The organism is Pedococcus sp. P2_D7, assembly GCF_056404295.1.
Map to the genome: position 1 here is coordinate 176,482 of NZ_JBFUEH010000006.1, position 18,289 is coordinate 194,770.

At 70.9% G+C, this 18,289-nt stretch carries 17 protein-coding genes; 7 read left to right on the forward strand and 10 right to left on the reverse strand.

The window, feature by feature from the left end; translation table 11 throughout:
* Window positions 1-91 precede the first annotated feature (91 nt).
* Together AC1DWJ_RS15870 and AC1DWJ_RS15875 are read left to right on the forward strand one after the other, a co-directional pair.
* On the forward strand, window positions 92-691 hold the full coding sequence (locus AC1DWJ_RS15870) for a TetR/AcrR family transcriptional regulator (RefSeq protein WP_477621295.1): 600 nt from the start codon (window positions 92-94) through the stop codon (window positions 689-691).
* A gap of 55 nt (window positions 692-746) precedes the next feature.
* Window positions 747-1,751: an alpha/beta hydrolase gene (locus AC1DWJ_RS15875; RefSeq protein WP_477621296.1), complete on the forward strand. Its 1,005-nt coding sequence runs from the start codon at window positions 747-749 to the stop codon at window positions 1,749-1,751.
* On the opposite strand, the gene AC1DWJ_RS15880 is transcribed toward AC1DWJ_RS15875, so the two are convergent.
* The 9 genes from AC1DWJ_RS15880 to AC1DWJ_RS15920 form a co-directional block, all read right to left on the reverse strand.
* Complete coding sequence (locus AC1DWJ_RS15880; RefSeq protein ID WP_477621297.1) at window positions 1,732-3,021, reverse strand: thymidine phosphorylase; 1,290 nt, start codon at window positions 3,019-3,021, stop codon at window positions 1,732-1,734. The genes AC1DWJ_RS15875 and AC1DWJ_RS15880 overlap by 20 nt on opposite strands.
* Window positions 3,022-3,097: 76 nt before the next feature.
* Window positions 3,098-3,496 carry a cytidine deaminase gene (locus AC1DWJ_RS15885; RefSeq protein WP_477621398.1) on the reverse strand — a complete coding sequence of 133 codons (399 nt, stop codon included), beginning with the start codon at window positions 3,494-3,496 and terminating at the stop codon, window positions 3,098-3,100.
* A gap of 88 nt (window positions 3,497-3,584) precedes the next feature.
* Window positions 3,585-5,105: an ABC transporter ATP-binding protein gene (locus AC1DWJ_RS15890; protein WP_477621298.1), complete on the reverse strand. Its 1,521-nt coding sequence runs from the start codon at window positions 5,103-5,105 to the stop codon at window positions 3,585-3,587.
* The gene (locus tag AC1DWJ_RS15895; protein WP_477621299.1) at window positions 5,102-6,064 is read right to left on the reverse strand and encodes an ABC transporter permease; all 963 of its coding nucleotides are present in this window, start codon (window positions 6,062-6,064) and stop codon (window positions 5,102-5,104) included. Before AC1DWJ_RS15895 ends, AC1DWJ_RS15890 begins: the two co-directional genes overlap by 4 nt.
* A 28-nt stretch (window positions 6,065-6,092) precedes the next feature.
* Window positions 6,093-7,262, reverse strand: coding sequence for an ABC transporter permease (locus AC1DWJ_RS15900; RefSeq protein WP_457252599.1), 1,170 nt, complete (start codon window positions 7,260-7,262; stop codon window positions 6,093-6,095).
* Between the two features lie 138 nt (window positions 7,263-7,400).
* Entirely contained in the window at window positions 7,401-8,435 is a 1,035-nt protein-coding gene (locus AC1DWJ_RS15905; RefSeq protein ID WP_457252600.1) for a BMP family ABC transporter substrate-binding protein, read from the reverse strand.
* Between the two features lie 186 nt (window positions 8,436-8,621).
* Entirely contained in the window at window positions 8,622-9,830 is a 1,209-nt protein-coding gene (locus AC1DWJ_RS15910) for an amidohydrolase (protein ID WP_457252601.1), read from the reverse strand.
* Window positions 9,831-9,924: 94 nt separating this feature from the next.
* Window positions 9,925-11,604, reverse strand: a complete 1,680-nt coding sequence (locus tag AC1DWJ_RS15915) for an acyl-CoA mutase large subunit family protein (RefSeq protein ID WP_477621300.1) — start codon at window positions 11,602-11,604, stop codon at window positions 9,925-9,927.
* A 105-nt stretch (window positions 11,605-11,709) separates the two neighbouring features.
* A complete protein-coding gene (locus AC1DWJ_RS15920) occupies window positions 11,710-12,192 on the reverse strand; it encodes a GbsR/MarR family transcriptional regulator (protein ID WP_477621301.1) in 483 nt (160 codons plus the stop codon).
* Between the two features lie 53 nt (window positions 12,193-12,245).
* Between AC1DWJ_RS15920 and AC1DWJ_RS15925 the strand changes: the two genes are divergently transcribed.
* Together AC1DWJ_RS15925 and AC1DWJ_RS15930 are read left to right on the forward strand one after the other, a co-directional pair.
* Complete coding sequence (locus AC1DWJ_RS15925; protein ID WP_457252604.1) at window positions 12,246-13,178, forward strand: ABC transporter ATP-binding protein; 933 nt, start codon at window positions 12,246-12,248, stop codon at window positions 13,176-13,178.
* Complete coding sequence (locus tag AC1DWJ_RS15930) at window positions 13,175-14,803, forward strand: ABC transporter permease (RefSeq protein ID WP_477621302.1); 1,629 nt, start codon at window positions 13,175-13,177, stop codon at window positions 14,801-14,803. The genes AC1DWJ_RS15925 and AC1DWJ_RS15930 overlap by 4 nt, the downstream gene beginning before the upstream one ends.
* A 59-nt stretch (window positions 14,804-14,862) precedes the next feature.
* Here AC1DWJ_RS15930 and AC1DWJ_RS15935 read toward each other — a convergent pair whose 3' ends face one another.
* Entirely contained in the window at window positions 14,863-15,990 is a 1,128-nt protein-coding gene (locus tag AC1DWJ_RS15935) for a mannose-1-phosphate guanylyltransferase (RefSeq protein ID WP_477621303.1), read from the reverse strand.
* Window positions 15,991-16,090: 100 nt separating this feature from the next.
* On the opposite strand from AC1DWJ_RS15935, the gene AC1DWJ_RS15940 reads away from it, so the two are divergent.
* The 3 genes from AC1DWJ_RS15940 (at window position 16,091) to AC1DWJ_RS15950 (ending at window position 18,256) form a co-directional block, all read left to right on the forward strand.
* On the forward strand, window positions 16,091-17,260 hold the full coding sequence (locus AC1DWJ_RS15940; protein WP_477621304.1) for a glycosyltransferase family 4 protein: 1,170 nt from the start codon (window positions 16,091-16,093) through the stop codon (window positions 17,258-17,260).
* Between the two features lie 131 nt (window positions 17,261-17,391).
* Complete coding sequence (sdhC, locus tag AC1DWJ_RS15945) at window positions 17,392-17,769, forward strand: succinate dehydrogenase, cytochrome b556 subunit (protein ID WP_457252608.1); 378 nt, start codon at window positions 17,392-17,394, stop codon at window positions 17,767-17,769.
* A 16-nt stretch (window positions 17,770-17,785) separates the two neighbouring features.
* Window positions 17,786-18,256 carry a succinate dehydrogenase hydrophobic membrane anchor subunit gene (locus tag AC1DWJ_RS15950; protein WP_457252609.1) on the forward strand — a complete coding sequence of 157 codons (471 nt, stop codon included), beginning with the start codon at window positions 17,786-17,788 and terminating at the stop codon, window positions 18,254-18,256.
* Window positions 18,257-18,289 lie beyond the last annotated feature (33 nt).

Here is an 18,289-nt window from a genome sequence, read left to right on the forward strand (position 1 = left end):
TAGTGCTGAGCCTCTGGCCGGGCCGGGCGGCCGTCGTGCGGACCCGGGTTACCTGGTTGACCGATGCGAACGGTCGTGCTTTTATTGTCGGGTGAGCAAGGGAGACGAGACCCGCGACTCGGTGCTTCGCGTGGCGCTGGCGCAGTCGAGCCAGGTGGGCCTGCGCGGCATCACCATCGGCGGCCTCGCCGAAGCCATGGAGATGTCCAAGAGCGGCCTCTTCGCGCACTTCGGGTCGAAGGAGGGGCTGCAGTCCGCCGTCATGGACTACGCCGCCGAGGCCTTCACCCAACTCGTCATCCGCCCCGCCCTCAAGGCGCCCCGCGGTGAGCCGCGCCTGCGCACGCTCTTCGACCGGTGGCTGGGCTGGGGCGGGTACGCCGACTACGCGCTGCCCGGCGGGTGCATCTTCATCTCGGTCGCGAGCGAGTACGACGACGAGCCCGATGGTCCGGTCCGCACCAAGGTCGTGCAGATCGAGAGGGACCTGCTCGACACCATCGAGACCATCGTCCGCGGCGGCATGACCGAGGGCCAGTTCCGCGAGACCACCGACGCGGCGGCCTTCGCCCACGACCTGCTCGCCATCGTCCTCGGCTACAACTTCTCGGCCCGGCTCCTCCACGACCCGGCCGCCCCGCGTCGGGCCCAGGACGCCTTCGACCGCCTGATCGACCACATCCGCAGCTGACCACCCATCCGCAGACCACCCACCCCAGACCACCCACCCACAGAGAGGTTCAGTCATGTCCGTTGAAAAAAGCACGATCGATCGTTTCTACCGTCCACCGCGCTCGCCGGTGGTCGCCTCCCTCCCGGCAGCGCGGGCGGCCTCGCCGTCCACCGAGGCCGCGGTTCCGGCCACCGGCCTCCCGGGCTCGCCAGCCCTGCGGACGGTGTTCGCGCAGCTCGAGCGTCGGTCCCCGGCCCTCGGTGGGCTGCTGGCCGAGCGCCTGTGGTTCCGGCTGCCGGCGAGTCCCGCCGCAGCGGTGCGCGCGGCCCGGACGCCGCCCGGCGGTGAGCCCTTCGCCGTGCGGTGGGCCCACGGCACCGTGCGCGGCCGGGTCTACGGCGACTGGGGCAACCCCACGGCATACCTCGTGCACGGCTGGGGCGGCTGGTGGCAGCAGCTCGGCGCCCACGTCCAGCCGCTCCTGGACCGCTGCCTGTGCGTCGTGGCGTTCGACGCCCCGAGCCACGGCGACTCCGGGCCGGGCGTGCACGGCGGTCGCTCGACGACGTTCCTCGAGATGGCCGAGGGCCTGGCGGCGGTCGTCGCCGAGTTCGGCCGTCCGACGCTGGTCGTGGCGCACTCCGCTGGAAGCCTCGCCGCGGTGCACGCCCTGGGGCTGGGGGTGCAGCCCGACTCGCTCGTGCTCGTCGCCCCACCGGACGGCGTCGAGGCGATGCTGCCGGTCTTCTCGGCGGCACTCGGGGTCGGCCCCCGGTCCCAGCAGGCGATGGTGCGCCGCGCCGAGCGTCGGGTGGGCACCCCCGTGGCCGAGCTCGACCTGCTCACCATGGCCGCCCGGCAGCCGTCCTTGCCGCACCTGCTCGTCGTCCATGACCACAGCGACCAGGAGGCACCGTTCGCCGCCGGCGTGCGCATCACGGACGCCTGGCACGACGCCCGGCTGATGGCCACCGAGGGTCGCGGTCACCATCGGGTGCTGTGGAGCCCCGAGGTCGTCGAGCGGGTGGCGTCCTTCGCGGCCGCAGCCGCCGAACGCGTCAGGCGATCTTCTCGATGACCAACGGCAGCAGGTCGGGACGCGAGCCCTCGGGGGCGATGGTGAACGCGCCATCCAGCGACTCCATCGCCCGGTCGAACCGCTCCGGGGTGTCGGTGTGCAGGGTCAGCAGCTTCTCGCCGGCGCGGACCGTGGCCCCCGGCTTGTAGTGCATCTCCACGCCCGCCCCGGCCTGCACCGGGTCCTCCTTGCGGGCCCGGCCGGCCCCGAGACGCCACGCGGCGACGCCGACCTTGAGGGCGTCGAGCTGGGTGAGCACGCCATCGGCCGGAGCGAGGATGTCCTGGCTCTCCCTGGCCACCGGGAGGGTCGCGTCGGGGTCTCCGCCCTGGGCGCGGATCATCGCCTTCCAGGCGTCCATGGCCCGGCCGTCCTTCAGGGCATCAGCGGGGTCGACGTCCCCACGACCGGCGCAGGCGAGCATCTCGCGGGCCAGGGCCAAGGTCAGCTCGACGACGTCTTCAGGGCCGCCGCCGGCGAGCACCTCGACCGACTCGCGCACCTCGATCGCGTTGCCCGCCGTGAGGCCGAGCGGCACCTGCATGTTGGTCAGCATCGCCACGGTCTTCACGCCCGCGTCGGTGCCGAGGTCGACCATCGTGCGGGCCAGCTCGCGGGCGTCGTCGACGTTCTTCATGAACGCCCCGCTGCCCACCTTGACGTCGAGCACCAGCGCGCCGGTGCCCTCGGCGATCTTCTTGCTCATGATCGACGACGCGATCAGCGGGATCGCCTCGACGGTGCCGGTCACGTCACGCAGGGCGTAGAGCTTCTTGTCAGCCGGGGCCAGGCCGTCACCCGCCGCGCAGATGACCGCACCGACGTCCTCGAGCTGCTGCATCATCGCCTCGTTGCTCATCGCCGCCCGCCAGCCGGGGATCGACTCGAGCTTGTCGAGGGTGCCACCGGTGTGGCCGAGGCCGCGCCCTGACAGCTGCGGCACGGCGACGCCGCAGGCCGCGACGAGGGGCGCCAGCGGCAGGGTGATCTTGTCGCCCACCCCGCCGGTGGAGTGCTTGTCGGCGGTCGGGCGCGAAAGACCGGAGAAGTCCATCCGCTCGCCGCTGGCGATCATCGCGCCGGTCCAGCGGGAGATCTCGCGCCGGTTCATGCCGTTGAGCAGGATCGCCATCGCCAGGCTCGACATCTGTTCGTCGGCCACGGCACCACGCGTGTAGGCGTCGATGACCCAGTCGATCTGGGCATCGGACAGCTCGTCCTTGCCCCGCTTGGCGATGATGACGTCGACGGCATCGAAGGCTTCACTCATGGGGCCATCGTGTCAGACGACGCGCGGCGCAGACCACGCGCCGACACCCATCAACACGGCAGGTTGTCGGGGTGAGTCAGGCCGGGTGACGGGCCGCGGTGAGGTTGTCAGGGCCGAAGGCCTGGGGCAGCACCTCACGCATCGGCAGCACTCCCTCGGGGGTGAGCAGCAGGCACTCGGGTCCGCCGTTCTCCCAGAGCAGCTGGCGGCAGCGTCCGCACGGCATCAGCGGCTCGCCATTGCCACCCACGCACGAGACCGCGACGAGCTTGCCACCACCGGTCGCGTGCAGCTCGGAGACCATGCCGCACTCGGCGCACAGCCCCACGCCGTAGGCCGCGTTCTCGACGTTGCACCCCGCCACGACCCGGCCGTCCTCGACGATGCCGGCGACACCGACAGGGAAGTTCGAGTAGGGCGCGTAGGCCTTGCCCATGATCGCGATCGCCTTGGCGCGCAAGGCGTCCCAGTCCACGTCCTCCGGGGCAGGCGGTGCGGTATGCCGCGCAGCCAGCTCCGCGGCATACCCCTCCTGCGAGCCCTCTCCAGGATGGACGGACACGCTAGTGGTCGCCCGCCATGAGTCGGCCGATCTCGGTGCGATCGGCCTTGTCGCCGGGCATCTCGGCGACCACCTTGCCGCGGTGGATCACGGCGATACGGTCGGCGAGAGCCAGGACCTCGTCGAGCTCGGCCGACACCAGGAGGACTGCGGCGCCCTCGTCCCGTGCCGCCACGATGCGCCGGTGGATGAACTCGATCGAGCCGACGTCCACGCCGCGGGTCGGCTGTGCAGCCAGGAGGAGCTTCGGGCCGAAGCTCATCTCACGGGCGACGACGACCTTCTGCTTGTTCCCGCCGGACAGTGAGCCGGCCAGCGCCGCGACGCTCGCGGCACGGATGTCGAACTGCTTGAAGAGCCCTTCGGCGTTCTTGCGCACCTCGTCGAAGTCGCGGACGAAGCCGTTGGCAAACGGCTTCTCGGAGAAGCGGTTGAGCACCAGGTTGTCGGCCAGGGAGTACGACGCCACGAGACCGTGACGTTCGCGGTCCTCCGGGACGTGTCCGATGCCCGCGAGATGGGTGTCGCGTGGGTTGGCCTTCGTGATGTCCTTGCCCGAGAGGGAGATCTCACCGGACTGAGGTGGACGCATCCCCGCGATGGCCTCGACGAGCTCGCGCTGGCCGTTGCCCTCGACTCCCGCGACGCCGACGATCTCCCCTGCCCGCACGTCGAGGGTGAACCCGTCGACAGCTCGCAGGTGGCGGTCATCGAGGACGACCAGGTCGCTGATCGACAGCACGTCGTCGGCCGGCTTGGCGGCTCCCTTGTCGACCCGGAGCACCACCTCGCGCCCGACCATCATCGTGGCCAGGCCGCGGGCATCGGTCGCGGCGGTCTCCACCTCACCGACCACCTGGCCCTGACGGAGCACGTAGACGCGGTCGGCTGCCGCGACCACCTCGCGCAGCTTGTGGGTGATGAACACGATCGAGGTCCCGGCGGCGGCGAGCTCCTTCATGACGCCGAGCAGCTCGTCGGTCTCCTGGGGCGTGAGCACTGCCGTCGGCTCGTCGAGGATGAGCAGGTCCACCTTGCGCGAGAGCGCCTTGAGGATCTCGACCCGCTGCTGCGTGCCGACCGGCAGGTCCTCCACCTCGGCATCCGGGTCGACCTCGAGCTTGTGCTTCTTCGACAGCTCCTTGACCATGGCGCGAGCCCCATCGAGGTCGAGCCTGCCGCCGCTCGTCGTCTCGTGGCCGAGGATCATGTTCTCGGCCACGGTCATGACCGGCACGAGCTGGAAGTGCTGGTGGACCATGCCGATGCCCCGGCGAATGGCGTCCTTGGGATCCTTGATCGGGCTCGAGTCACCCTTGATCGTGATCGTCCCCTCGTCGGGCTTGACCAGGCCGAAGATCTGCTTGACCAGCGTCGACTTGCCAGCACCGTTCTCCCCGAGCAGGGCCACGATCTCGCCCCGCTCCACGTGCAGGCTGATGTCACGGTTGGCTCGGACCGTGCCGTAGGACTTGGACAGGCCCGAGATCTCCAGCAGACGCTCACCGGATGGCTGAGTCACGATTCCACTCCCTTCACGAACGGCTGGCCGACGGCACCGGGCGCTCGAACACGACCGGCGGCGACAGCCAGCACGATGAGTGTCAGCACATAGGGCAGCAGGGTGATGAACTGCTGGGGGATGTGCACGACTCCCTGGAGCTGGGAGGCGAGTGCGTTGGTGAAGCCGAAGAACAGGGCCGCGGCGAAGACGCGCAAGGGCCGCCAGCCGCCGAAGATGAGGATCGCCAGGGCCAGGAAGCCGCGGCCTGCGGTCATCCCCCGCTCGAAGCCCGCCGTGGCCTCCATGGACAGGAAGGCCCCGGCAGCGCCCGCGAAGATCCCGCCGAGGGCGACGTTGACGAGCCGCATCCTGATGACGTCGATCCCGGCGGTGTCGGCGGCGGAGGGGTACTCACCGATGGCGCGGGTGCGCAGTCCCCAGCGGGTGCTGAAGAGTGCGTAGTGCATGACGGGGACGCTGAGCAGCGCGAACAGGGCGATCGGGCCGGTCTGGAAGAACACGTCACCGATGAGGGGGATCTTCGACAGCAGGGGGATGTCCCACTGGGGCATGTTGGCCGTCAGGACCTTGCCCGGCCGGTAGAAGAACGACGTCAGCCCGGTGGCGACGATGTTGATGACGACACCGGCGATGATCTGGTCCATCAGGGCCTTGACCGTCGTCAGGGCGAGGAAGGCGCCCATCGCGATGCCGGCGAGCATGCCCGCGACGACTCCGATGACGAGGGACTGGGTGGCCGCCGCGGTGAAGAACGCCGTGAAGGCAGCGACGAGCATCTGCCCCTCGATGCCGATGTTGACGACGCCAGAGCGCTCACCCACCACACCCGTCAGGGCGCCGAGCACCAGTGGCACGGCGAAGAACCACGCGCCCTTGAACATCGACGTCGCGACGTTCTGGTTGACGAAGTAGAACACGAAGGAGGCGACGACGACCGCGGCAATGGCTGCTGCCACCAGTCGGTTTTCTCGCAAGGTCGTCATCTCAGGAACCCCAGCTCGTGGCGAGGGTCGACGACTTGGCCGCGTGGCGCCGGTAGATGAGCTTGGCGACGACGGGAAGGGACACGAGCAGGAGGGTGATCGCGAGGAGCATGTCGACGATCTCCGGCTGGATCCCCGTGTCGAACATCAGCCGGGTCGACCCCGAGCGCATCGCACCGACCAAGAGCGCCGCGGGGATGGTGCCAAGCGGGTTCGAACGAGCAAGCAGGGCAATGGTGATGCCGTCGAAGCCGAGGCTCCCGGCGATGCCGTCCTGGTACCGGTACGGATCGATGCCGAGGTACTCGATGGAGCCCGAGAGGCCGGCCAGTCCACCCGCCATGGCCATGGCCAGCACGACGGTGCTGCCGAGCTTGATGCCGGCGTACGAGGCAGCGTGCCTGTTGCGTCCCACGGTCTCGAACTCGAAGCCGAGGGTCGTGCGGCGCAGCATCCAGGCGGTGAGCAGGGCGAGGACCACGGCGATGGGCAGACCGATGGGAAAGATGCCCAAGACGCCGAGTCGAGCGGCCTCGGGTGCGGAGTGCGATGAGGGATAGGCCTGCGACGGGTCCTTGAGCGGACCGTTGACGAGCCAGTCGATGAGTCCGGCCGCGATCGAGTTCAGCATGATCGTCGAGATGACCTCGTGGACGCCACGACTGGACTTCAGGAAGCCGGCGATGGATGCCCACATGGCGCCGGCCAGGATGGCGGCGACCATCGCGACGAGGGCGATGACGACACCGGGGGCCGACCGGACGGCGTAGGCGGCCGCCGCCGCGGCGATGGCACCCGCCATGAGCTGTCCCTGGGCGCCGATGTTGAACAGGCCCACCCGCAGGGGGATCACGACGGCGAGGCCGCACAGGATGAGCGGGATCATCTTCTCGAACGTCCCACGCAGACCGTCGCCGGTGCCGAACGAGTAGGAGAAGAGGCTTCGGTACGCGAAGGTCGGGTTGACCCCCTGGGCGCGGATCAGGACGGCGCCGATGGCGAACGAGGCGACCACGGCCACGAGCGGGACGACGATCGACTGTTCTCGGACGAGGAGTCCGAGCACCCCGGTCGGCGGAGGCGGCGCTCCACGCTCTGGGCGCACCGGCACTGGCGGCTCCGGCGCCTCCGACGGCCCTGCGGTGGCCTGGTTGCCTGAATCGTCTGCCATGTCGGACCTCGCTACTCCTCGCGTGCGTCGGGGGGCGTCTGGAGAGACGACGGACGGGCGCCCCTGGATAGAGCGCCCGCCCGTTTCGTCATGACGCGACTGTAGTCGGCCTCGGTGGCCGCGTGTCAGCCCTCAGCGTCAGGGCTTGTAACCCGTCGCCTGCGATCCGTCCTCGAGCTTCTTCACGACGTCCGCGACCTTGGTCTTGACGTCCGCGGGGACCTTCGAGTCGAAGTCGTGGAACCCGGAGATGCCAGCCGTTCCGTAGAAGTTGCCCGGCTTGATCGACCCGTCCTTGATCGCCTTGAGCAGCGTGCCGATGCCATCCTTCTCGTGCTTCTCAGCCGAGGTGATCAGGCACGGGTGGGCAGCGGGGAGCGTGTCCCACTGGTCGAGGTCGACACCGACGCAGAAGACCTTGTCGCCTGCGCCACTGGTCTTCGCGGTCTCCTGGAGCGCGCCGTTGCCGGTGTTGCCACCGGCGCCGAAGATGAAGTCCGCGCCCTGCGCGAGCATCTTCTTGGCCTCGCCGGCACCCCACACGGGGTCGTTGAAGGCGGTGCTGCCGGCCGGGTGGTAGACCTTCGAGACCTTGATGGCCGGGTCCACGGCCTTGGCGCCGTTCTCGTAGCCGGCCGCGTAGGCCTGCGTCGGGGGGATCTCCTGGCCGAGCACGACACCGATCTTCTTGGTCTTGGTCATCAGGCCAGCGAGGGTGCCGGCGGCGTAGCCCGCCTGGTCCTCGTGGAAGATGAGCCCGGTGACGTTGGGGGTCTCGGCAGCCTGGAACTGGTCGAACCCGATGAACTTGGTGTCGGGGTACTGCTTGCCCGCGGCAACCGTCGCATCGCCCATGAGGAAGCCGACCGTCACGATGACGTCGTACTTGGCATCCGTGAACTGCTTGATGTTCTTCGCGTAGTCCTTGGGGTCGGTGGTCTCGACGTACTTCGTCTGGGCCCCCAGCTCGCCCTTGACCTGCTCGACACCCTCCCAGGCCGCCTGGTTGAAGCCCTTGTCGTCGACCTTGCCGACGTCAGTGACCAGGCCGACGCAGAACACGTCCTTGCTTGAGCAGTCACCGCTCGCGGAGGTGTTGGAGCCCGAGCTGGAGGTGTTGCCGGTCGAACCGCCACAGGCAGCGACCACGGCGACCATTCCAACCGCGGCCACGGCATTGAGCATTGTCTTTGAACGCAACGCGCTCTCCTTAAGTCCATCGGAGCCGACGACGTCATCGGCCCATCTGGCAAGGGACTGTAGACCAGAAACGCGCAAGAACTCAGTGGCTCGGGCGAAGTGGCAGCAAGTGTTATCGATCCGCGACCGCTGGACAGAACTAGTGCGCGGGCGGGGGTCCTAGGCGGTCACTGGCAGACGTGGCGCCTTGACCATGCCGGCCACCACCGCACCGGCAAGCAACCGCGCGCCCTGCACGACCGAGCCCTCGTCGACCACGAGGTCGCCCTGGTGCAGGTCGTAGGTGGTCCCGCCCGGCGTGCGTGTGCCGAGTCGCGCCATCGCCCCGGGCACCTTGCGCAGGTACCAGGCGAAGTCCTCCCCGCCCAAGGATTGGGGTGTGCCGACAGCCACCAGCCCGGCACCCTCGGCCGCGGCCCGGAAGACCTCGATGGCCTCGGGGTCGTTGACCACGGGCGGCACTCCCTGGACGTGCTCGAGGACTGCTGTCACGGCATACGGGGCGACCACGTGCTCGACCGCCTCCGCGAGGAGGGGTCCGATCGTGGTCCAGGCCTTCGCGTCGAGCATCCGCAGGGTGCCGGCGATGGCGCCGCTGGACGGGATGACGTTGGCCGCCTGGCCGGCGTGCACCTCGCCCCAGACCAGCGCGAACGCAGTGCGGGGGTCGAGCCGTCGGGAGAGCACCGCGGGGAGCTCGGTCACCACCTTGGCCAGCGCGAACGTGAGGTCCTCAGTGAGGTGGGGGCGCGAGGTGTGGCCTCCGCGGCCACTCAGGTGGACGCTGACCCGGTCGGCCGCCGCGGTGATGGCACCCTCACGCAGGCCGACGCTGCCGACGTCGAGGCTCGGGTCGCAGTGCACGGCGAAGATGGCGTCGACCCCGTCGAGCGCCCCTTCGGCCAGCAGGTCGACGGCGCCGCCGGGGATGACCTCCTCGGCCGGCTGGAACAGGAGTCGCACGCCGATGCCACGCTCGCGCAGGGCCTCCTCGTGTTCCTTGAGGGCGAGCCCCGCGCCGAGCATGGCGGCCACGTGGACGTCGTGACCGCAGGCGTGGCAGATGCCTTCGGTGGTCGAGGCCCACGGCAGGCCGGTGCGCTCCCCCACCGGGAGGGCGTCGAGGTCGGCGCGCAGCGCCACCCGGTAGGCCGGCTGCTCGGCCCCGAGGTCCGCGACCAGTCCGCTGACCGGCAGGGTGCGGTGGGCGATCCCGGCCGCGGCCAGCCGGCCGGCGACCTTCGCCGTCGTGCGGGCCTCCCCCCGGGACAGCTCAGGGTGGGCGTGCACGTCGTGCTGGAGGTCGAGAAGCTCCGGGGCGAGCGCGTCGATGCTGGCGCACAGCGCCATGAGGAGGTTGTCGGTCATGTCAGCGCGCACTCTACTCGCGCGCCGCCCACGCTCCAGCCGGGCCAGGCCGCTCACGCTCCGGCCGGACCAGGCCGCTCACGCTCCGGCCGGGCTAGAACGTCTCGCGGGGGACGTAGAGACCCCAGACGTCGCGCAGCGCGTGGCTGACCTCGCCCCCGGTGGCCCGCAACCTCAGTGCCTCGCGCATCGGGTAGAGCAGGTTGTCGGTGCCGCGAGCCGCCTCACGGACTGCCTCGAGGGCCGCCTCGACGGCGGCGTTGTCGCGCTCGGCCCGCAGCGCGGCGAGCCGTTCGCGCTGGTCGTGCTCGATCTGCGGATCGACCCGCAGGGGCTCGTAGGGCTCCTCCTCGTCGAGGGCGAACCGGTTGAGGCCGACGACAGTGCGCTCCTTGCTGTCGATCTCGAGGGCGATGCGGTAGGCCGAGCGCTCGATCTCGGACTTCTGGAAGCCCTGCTCGATCGCGGCGACCGCTCCCCCACGGTCCTCGACGGCCTGGATGAGGTCGAGGGCGGCGACCTCGACGTCGTCGGTCATCGACTCGACGACGTAGGAGCCGGCGAACGGGTCGACGGTCTTGGTCACGTCGGTCTCGTAGGCGATCACCTGCTGCGTGCGCAGGGCGAGGCGGGCAGCCTTCTGCGTCGGGAGGGCGATCGCCTCGTCGAACGAGTTGGTGTGCAGCGACTGGGTGCCACCGAACACCGCGCCGAGGCCCTGGAGGGCGACGCGCACGAGGTTGACCTCGGGCTGCTGGGCGGTCAGCTGCACCCCGGCGGTCTGGGTGTGGAACCGCAGCATCTGGCTCTTGGGGTTCTTGGCCCCGAACTCGTCACGCATGATCCGCGCCCAGATCCGGCGGGCCGCCCGGAACTTGGCGACCTCCTCCAGGAGCGTGGTGCGGGCGACGAAGAAGAACGACAGCCGCGGGGCGAAGTCGTCGACGTCGAGGCCTGCGGCCTGCGCGGCGCGGACGTACTCCTTGGCGTTGGCGAGGGTGAACGCGATCTCCTGCGCGGGCGTCGCCCCGGCCTCGGCCATGTGGTAGCCGCTGATGGAGATGGTGTTCCAGCGCGGAAGCTCCTTGTGGCAGTAGGCGAAGATGTCGCTGATCAGCCGCAGCGACTCCTTCGGCGGATAGATGTAGGTGCCGCGAGCGATGTACTCCTTGAGCACGTCGTTCTGGATCGTGCCCGCCAGCTTCGTGGCGTCGGCGCCGTTCTCCTCGGCGACCAGCTGGTACATCAGCAGCAGCGTCGCGGCCGGTGCGTTGATCGTCATCGACGTCGAGAGCTCGCCGAGGGGCAGCCCGCCGAAGAGGGTCCGCATGTCGTCGATCGAGTCGATGGCGACCCCGACCTTGCCGACCTCGCCGTGGGCGATGGCCTCGTCGGAGTCGTAGCCCATCTGGGTCGGGAGGTCGAAGGCGACGGACAGGCCGCCGGTGCCGTTGGCCACCAGCTCGTGGTAGCGCTCGTTGGACTCCTTGGCGGTGCCGAACCCGGCGTACTGCCGCATCGTCCACGGGCGCCCCGTGTACATGTTCGGGTAGACGCCACGCGTGTAGGGGAACTGCCCCGGCGCACCGAGCTGGGAGTCGGCGTCGAAGCCGTCGAGGTCGCCCGCGGCATACACGGCCTTGATCGGCAGGTCGGACTCGGTGCGGGTCTGCAAGCGGTCTTCGGGGACGTCGGCGGCCATGCCGCCCACGATAGTGAGCCGGTATGCCGTGTGGTCACCGCTCGTGTCCCACCTCACCGTGGGCTCGGTCACCCCGCCCCCCTTTATCGGGTTTAGCAGGAAGGTTGCGCTTCACCCCGGAAGCGTTCTCTGGTGAAGCGCAACAAAATCCCTCAACCCGATAAAGGGGGCGGCGGGTCAGTGGCCGAGCTCGGCCCGGCGCTTGTCCCAGCGGTCGGAGAGCTGCTGCATCTCCTCGGTCACGAACTCCAGGAACGCCACGCTGAGGGCCAGCCGGTCGCCGGCCGAGGTGCCCCGACCCCCGACCTGGTCGACGCCCTCGCGCAGCGACTGGGTGAGCGGGGCGTAGATGTTGGCGGAGTTCATCATCACGTCGTGCCAGGCGTCGTCGGCGACCACGTAGACGTCGCGCCGGCTGCCCTGTTCGCGCTCGCGGTGGATCATCCGCATCTGCTGCAGCGAGCGCACGGCACCCGACACCGATGCCGGGCTGACCGCGAGCACCTCCCCGATCTCGGCCGCCGTCATCCGCCCGTCGTCGTCGGCCAGCAGCGCGGCGAAGACCCGCGAGGGCAGTCGCTGCATCCCGGCCGCGGTCAGGGCGGACCCGAAGCGCTCGACGAAGCGCGAGGGGTCTGCGGCGGCAGGAGGGGGCGTCATGAGCAGAGTTTAGATCATTCAGAGTTTTCTGAAAACAGTGTATGGTCGGAGCCATGGCTCCTGTCATCGAGGCCGTCGGCCTCACCAAGAAGTTCGGCACCACGACCGCCCTCGACGGTCTCGACCTGACCGTGCACGAGGGCGAGGTCCACGGCTTCCTCGGACCCAACGGCGCGGGGAAGTCCACCACCATCCGGGTCCTGCTCGGCCTGCTGCGCTCCGACGGCGGCCGGGTGACCCTGCTCGGCCGCGACCCCTGGAAGGACGCCACCGAGCTGCACCGCCAGCTCGCCTATGTCCCCGGCGACGTCGTGCTCTGGCCGAACCTCACCGGCGGCGAGGTCATCGACCTGCTCGGCCGGCTGCGCGGAGGCATCGACGAGGGCCGTCGCGCGGAGCTGCTCGACGCCTTCGAGCTCGACCCCACGAAGAAGGGGCGCTCCTACTCCAAGGGCAACCGGCAGAAGGTCGCACTCGTCGCGGCGTTCGCCTCCGACGTGCCGCTGCTCGTCCTCGACGAGCCCACGTCAGGCCTCGACCCGTTGATGGAGAAGGTGTTCCAGGAGCACCTCGCCCGGGTGCGCGCCGAGGGTCGCACGGTCCTCCTCTCGAGCCACATCCTGTCGGAGGTGGAGACCGCCGCCGACCGGGTGAGCATCGTGCGCGCGGGGCGGATCGTCGACTCGGGCACGCTCACCGACCTGCGGCACCTCACCCGCACGAGCATCACCGCCTCCCTCGCGCGGCCGGTCGCGGAGTCGGAGGCGAGCGGCTGGCCGGGGGTCGACTCCGCCCGCGAGGACCGCGACCGGATCGTGCTGTCCGTCGAGACCAGCGCGGTCGGCGACGTGCTCCAGCGCCTGGGCGCCCATGGCATCGAGGCGCTGACCTGCCAGCCGCCGACCCTGGAGGAGCTGTTCCTGTCGCAGTACCGCGACGCCCTGACCGGGTCCGGCCCCGGCGTCAAGGAGGAGGTGCCGGCATGAGCGACAGCCTCCGGGCGAGGGACAGCGTCGGCGTCGGCGACAGCCTCACCGGCACCGGCATCCTCCTGGGGCTGGCCTGGCGGCGCGACCGGTGGATCGTCGTGGCCAGCGTGCTCGCCCTCGTCGCCACTGCCTACGGCTCGATGGCCGCCACCCTCGACCTCTACCCGACCGACGCCGCCGCCGCGGGTGGCGCGGCGGCGATGGTCGACAACCCCTCGCTGACCGCGCTCTACGGACCGCTCCCCTCAGCGACCGCGGCCGGGATCGGCGTGCTCAAGACCGTGATGATGGGCAGCCTGGCCACCGCGTTCCTGGCCTTCGCCCTCGTCCGACGGCACACCCGCAGCGAGGAGGAGGACGGCCGGCTCGAGCTCCTCGCGGCCGGGGTCGTCGGTCGACGCGCTCCCCTGGCCGCAGCCGTCGCCCTCGCGACCCTGACCGTCCTCGCCACCGGACTGCTGTCCGCCGTGAGCCTGCTCGCCACCGGCGTCGACCCGGTGGGGTCGTTCGCCCTCGGCGCGGTCGAGGTCGTCGCGGGCCTGGTCATGATCGGCGTCACGGCGGTCGCCGTCCAGCTCACCTCGACGACGCGTGGCGCCGGCGGCATCGCGATCGGCGTCCTGGGGGTGGCCTTCGTCATCCGGGCCACCGCCGACACCTCCACCGGCGCCGGCCAGGACCTCGCGTGGCTGTCGTTCCTGGGCTGGGCCGAGAAGGTCAGCCCCTACGGCGACAACCGGCTCTGGCTCGTGGCCCCGGCGGTGGTCGCCACGGCCCTGCTGCTCGCCGTCGCCGACGCGTTGCTGCACCGACGCGACCTGGGCTCGGGGTTGTGGGCCGCCCGGCCGGGGCCGGCGCGAGCCGCAGCCGGGCTGGGCACGCCGTTCGGGCTCGCGTGGCGCCTCCAGCGCGGCTCGCTGCTCGGGTGGACCATCGGGTATGCCGTGCTCGGCCTGGTCATCGGCAACATCGCCTCGTCCGTGGACCAGATCGCCGACAGCCCCGCCGTCGAGGACATGCTCCGCAAGATGAGCGGGGGGCAGGGCTCCCTGCTCGACGCCTTCTTCGGCACCGAGCTGCGCTTCCTCGCGGTGGGGGCCGCGGCCTACGGCATCGCGACGGCGCTGCGACTGCGGTCGGAGGAGAACGCCGCGCGCGCCGAGGTCGTCCTCGCCACCCCGGTCAGCCGCTGGCGCTGGCTCGCCAGCCACCTGGTGATCGCCGCGGCCGGGTCCGTGTGGCTGCTCGCCGTCGTGGGGGTGGCCGCGGGGCTCGCCGCCGGATCGGTGAGCAGCACCGGGGTCGCCGACCTGCTGCCTGCGGCGCTTGCCACCGCACCGGCAGTCCTGGTCTGCGTGGGCCTCACGGCGCTGGTGTTCGGGGTGCTCCCGCAGCTCTCGACAGCGGCCTGGGCGGCGCTCGCGGTGTTCGTGGTGCTCGGCGAGTTCGGCGCGCTGCTGTCGTTGCCGGGATGGGCCCTGGGGCTGTCGCCGTTCGACCACCTCGGCAGCCTGCCCGGCGGGGCGGCGAACGCAGCCGGGCTCGGGGGGCTGCTGGTGGTGGCCGCCCTCGTGACAGCAGTCGGTGCCACCGCGTTCCGACGGCGCGACCTCGCCACCTGAAGCCTGCCCCGGCACCCACTCAGCCCAACTTCTGCGGGCGGGCGCGGCGGGGGGCCGGGTCAGAGCAGGTCGGTGCGGCCTTCCGCGCGGAGGGCGTCGACGACTGCCTTCATGTCCTGGGCGCGTTCGCGCGACATCACCAGGAGCGCGTCCGGGGTGTCGACCACCACCACGTCGTCGAGGCCGACGACCGCCACCACCCGGCCACTCGCTGGGACGACGACTCCAGTGGCGTCGACCACCCGCACGGCGGAGGCGTCGCCGAGCACCCGCACGCCCGGCATACCGTCGGCGTCGGGGAGCAGGGCGCCCAGCGAGCTGAAGTCGCCCACGTCGTCCCAGCCGAACCCACCCGGCACCACGGCGACGCGGCCCTCGGCAGCCGCCGGCTCGGCGACCGCGTGGTCGATCGCGATCTTCTCCAGGCCGGGCCAGACGTCGGACAGCCGCGACGGATCGGCGGCGAGCGCCCGCAACCCGGCCGCGAGCTCGGGGTGCCACTGCGCCAGGAGGTCGAGCAGCACGGTCGCGCGGACGACGAACATCCCGGCGTTCCAGCGGAACCGACCGGTCGCGAGGTACTCCTCCGCCCGCGCGCGGTCCGGCTTCTCCACGAACTGGGTCACCGCGTGCACCGATCCTGACGCCAGCGCCGAGCCCGACCCGAGCGGCTCGCCCAGCTCGATGTAGCCGAAGCCGGTCGCGGGGTGGGTCGGCTCGATGCCGATCGTCACGACGTACCCCTGCTCGGCGGCGGCCACCGCCTCCCGCACGCAGGCGCGGAACGCGTCCTCGTCCGCGATGACGTGGTCGGCCGCGAACGACCCGAGCACGGCCGACGGATCGCGCGCCTCGAGCACCGCCGCGGCCCAGCCGATCGCGGCCATCGAGTCGCGGGGCGCCGGCTCGGCGAGCAGCTGGTCGGCGGGCAGCCCCGGCAGCTGGTCCGCCACGGCCGCCCGGTGGGCGACGCCGGTCACGACCAGCACCCGTGACCCCGTCAACGGGGTCAACCGGTCCCAGGTCGACTGGAGCAGCGAGCGCCCGGTGCCGGTGAGGTCACGGAGGAACTTCGGCGAGGTGGCCCGCGACAGGGGCCACAGCCTCGTCCCCGCTCCACCCGCCGGGATGACCGCCCAGAAGTGCTCGTTCGTGGGTGCAGCCTCATGCGCCGCTGCCGATGACATGGCCGGAACGCTAGCCCACCCACCAGCCGGTCACCTGCCGCTCACCTGACACACCCCTGCCCGTGGCCGTCCCCTCATCGTGGGTGCGGACGCTGGAGTCGTGCGAGTCGCCATCGTGACGGAGTCCTTCCTCCCCTACCTCAACGGCGTGACGACCAGCGTCTGCCGGGTGGTCGAGTGCCTGCGCGACGGTGGCCACGAGGTGGTCGTCGTCGCCCCGCGGCCCGCCCCCACGAGCTACGCCGGGTATGCCGTGCACGGCCTCGCGTCCGTGCCGGTGCGTCAGTTCCCGGTCGGCCTCCCGCTGGGTGGCGAGGTGGAGACGTTGCTCCGCGGCTTCGCCCCGGACGTGGTGCACGTGGCCTCACCGTTCGTCCTCGGCGCCAGTGCCCTGTCGGCCGCGGACCGGCTCGGGTTCCCCACGGTCGCGGTCTACCAGACCGACATGCCGAGCTACATCCGCCAGCACGGTCCCGGAGCGGTGGGTCGCGGGGCAGCGCGGGCGGCGTGGCGGTGGATCCGGCGCATGCACGAGCTGGCCGACCTCACGCTGGCCCCGTCCTCCGCGACGCTGGCCGAGCTCCGCGCCCACGACATCCCCCGCACCACCCTCTGGGCGAGAGGGGTCGACGCCGTCCAGTTCCATCCGGGCTGGCGGCTCGACGCCGGGACGGCCGCGCTGCGGCGCTCGCTCGCCCCCGACGGTCAGGTCCTCGTCGGCTACGTCGGCCGACTGGCCCCCGAGAAGGAGCTGCTCAGACTCACCACCCTCGCGGGACTGCCCGGGCTCCGCGTGGTGCTGGTCGGCGACGGGCCCACCCGCGCCCAGGACGGCGCCGCCCTCGCCGCCGCTGGGGTCGACGCCGTCTTCCTCGGTCGGCGCGAGGGCGACGACCTCGCCCGGGCGTACGCCGCGTTCGACCTCTTCGTGCACACCGGCACCCGCGAGACCTTCGGCCAGACCTTGCAGGAGGCCGCCGCGACCGGCCTCCCCGTCGTGGCGCCCGCGCGCGGTGGCCCGCTCGACCTCGTCGACCACTCCCGCACCGGGTTGCTCTTCGACCCCGACCACCCGAGGGCGTTGCGGGACGCGGTGGCCCACCTCGCCGGTGACCGGGTCAAGCGCGAGGCGATGGGTGTGGCCGGGCGGGTGCGGGTGGCCAGCCGGTCCTGGGCCACCCTCACCGAGCAGCTGCTCGGGCACTACGACGACGCCCGGCGCTCCCGGGCGCTCGTCGGCGGGCCGGCCACGCGGCATACCGACTGGTAACCCGACCTGTCTGGTTTCTCACAGCAGGGGCGTTCACGGTCACGCTGCCGGGCCGATAACCTGACGGGCGTACTACGGCCCTCGACGCTGGACGACGACTGCCGTGACATCTGCTTCGAAAGGGACGCGCAGTGGCGCAGGCAGCCAACGGGACCCTCTACCGCGGCCGCGAAGGCATGTGGTCGTGGGTGGCCCACCGCATCAGCGGCGTACTCCTCTTCCTCTTCCTCTTCGCGCACGTGCTCGACACGGCGCTGGTGCGGGTCTCCCCCGACGCCTACAACGAGGTGATGGACGCCTACAAGAACCCCATCGTCGGGCTCGGCGAGGCCGGGCTCGTCGCTGCGGTGATCTTCCACGCGCTCAACGGCCTGCGCATCATCGCCGTCGACTTCTGGTCCAAGGGCCCGAAGTACCAGCGACAGCTCTTCTGGGCGGTCGTCATCGGTTTCGTCGTGCTCTTCGCGCCCTTCGCGATCCGGCACCTGACCATCGTGTTCACGCACTGAGAGGCCGGGGGAACTCATGAGCGCCACCACCGAGACCAACTACCACGCCGGCCCCGACGCCGTCTCCGCCAAGAAGTCCCGTTACCGCCGGGTCTCCAAGGGCCGGGGCAACTTCGAGCTGTGGTCGTGGGTGTTCATGCGGGCCAGCGGCGTGCTGCTGCTCGTCCTCGTCTTCGGCCACCTGTTCGTCAACCTCATGCTGGGCGAGGGCATCCACGGCATCGACTTCGCCTTCGTCGCCGGCAAGTGGAGCAGCCCGTTCTGGCAGACCTGGGACATGCTGATGCTCTGGCTCGCCGAGCTGCACGGGTTCAACGGCGTCCGCACGATCATCAACGACTACACCGAGAAGGACCGCACGCGGTGGATCCTCAAGGGCCTGCTGGTGGCGAGCGCGCTGCTCGTCATGGTGCTCGGCACCTTGGTGATCTTCACCTTCGACCCGTGCCTCGACCCGTCCTCCACTCTCTCCGTGTGCGCACGGTGACCCCGGCCACCAGCGCGAGCCGAGCCGGCGTGA

What these genes read in the sequence shown, in the direction of transcription:
- AC1DWJ_RS15900 (WP_457252599.1), bottom strand. Translation starts at nt 7,262, where the DNA reads ATGGCAGACGATTCAGGCAACCAGGCCACCGCAGGGCCGTCGGAGGCG.
- AC1DWJ_RS15935 (WP_477621303.1), bottom strand. Translation starts at nt 15,990, where the DNA reads ATGTCATCGGCAGCGGCGCATGAGGCTGCACCCACGAACGAGCACTTC.
- AC1DWJ_RS15950 (WP_457252609.1), top strand. Translation starts at nt 17,786, where the DNA reads ATGAGCGCCACCACCGAGACCAACTACCACGCCGGCCCCGACGCCGTC.
- AC1DWJ_RS15875 (WP_477621296.1), top strand. Translation starts at nt 747, where the DNA reads ATGTCCGTTGAAAAAAGCACGATCGATCGTTTCTACCGTCCACCGCGC.
- AC1DWJ_RS15880 (WP_477621297.1), bottom strand. Translation starts at nt 3,021, where the DNA reads ATGAGTGAAGCCTTCGATGCCGTCGACGTCATCATCGCCAAGCGGGGC.
- AC1DWJ_RS15930 (WP_477621302.1), top strand. Translation starts at nt 13,175, where the DNA reads ATGAGCGACAGCCTCCGGGCGAGGGACAGCGTCGGCGTCGGCGACAGC.
- AC1DWJ_RS15925 (WP_457252604.1), top strand. Translation starts at nt 12,246, where the DNA reads ATGGCTCCTGTCATCGAGGCCGTCGGCCTCACCAAGAAGTTCGGCACC.
- AC1DWJ_RS15910 (WP_457252601.1), bottom strand. Translation starts at nt 9,830, where the DNA reads ATGACCGACAACCTCCTCATGGCGCTGTGCGCCAGCATCGACGCGCTC.
- AC1DWJ_RS15920 (WP_477621301.1), bottom strand. Translation starts at nt 12,192, where the DNA reads ATGACGCCCCCTCCTGCCGCCGCAGACCCCTCGCGCTTCGTCGAGCGC.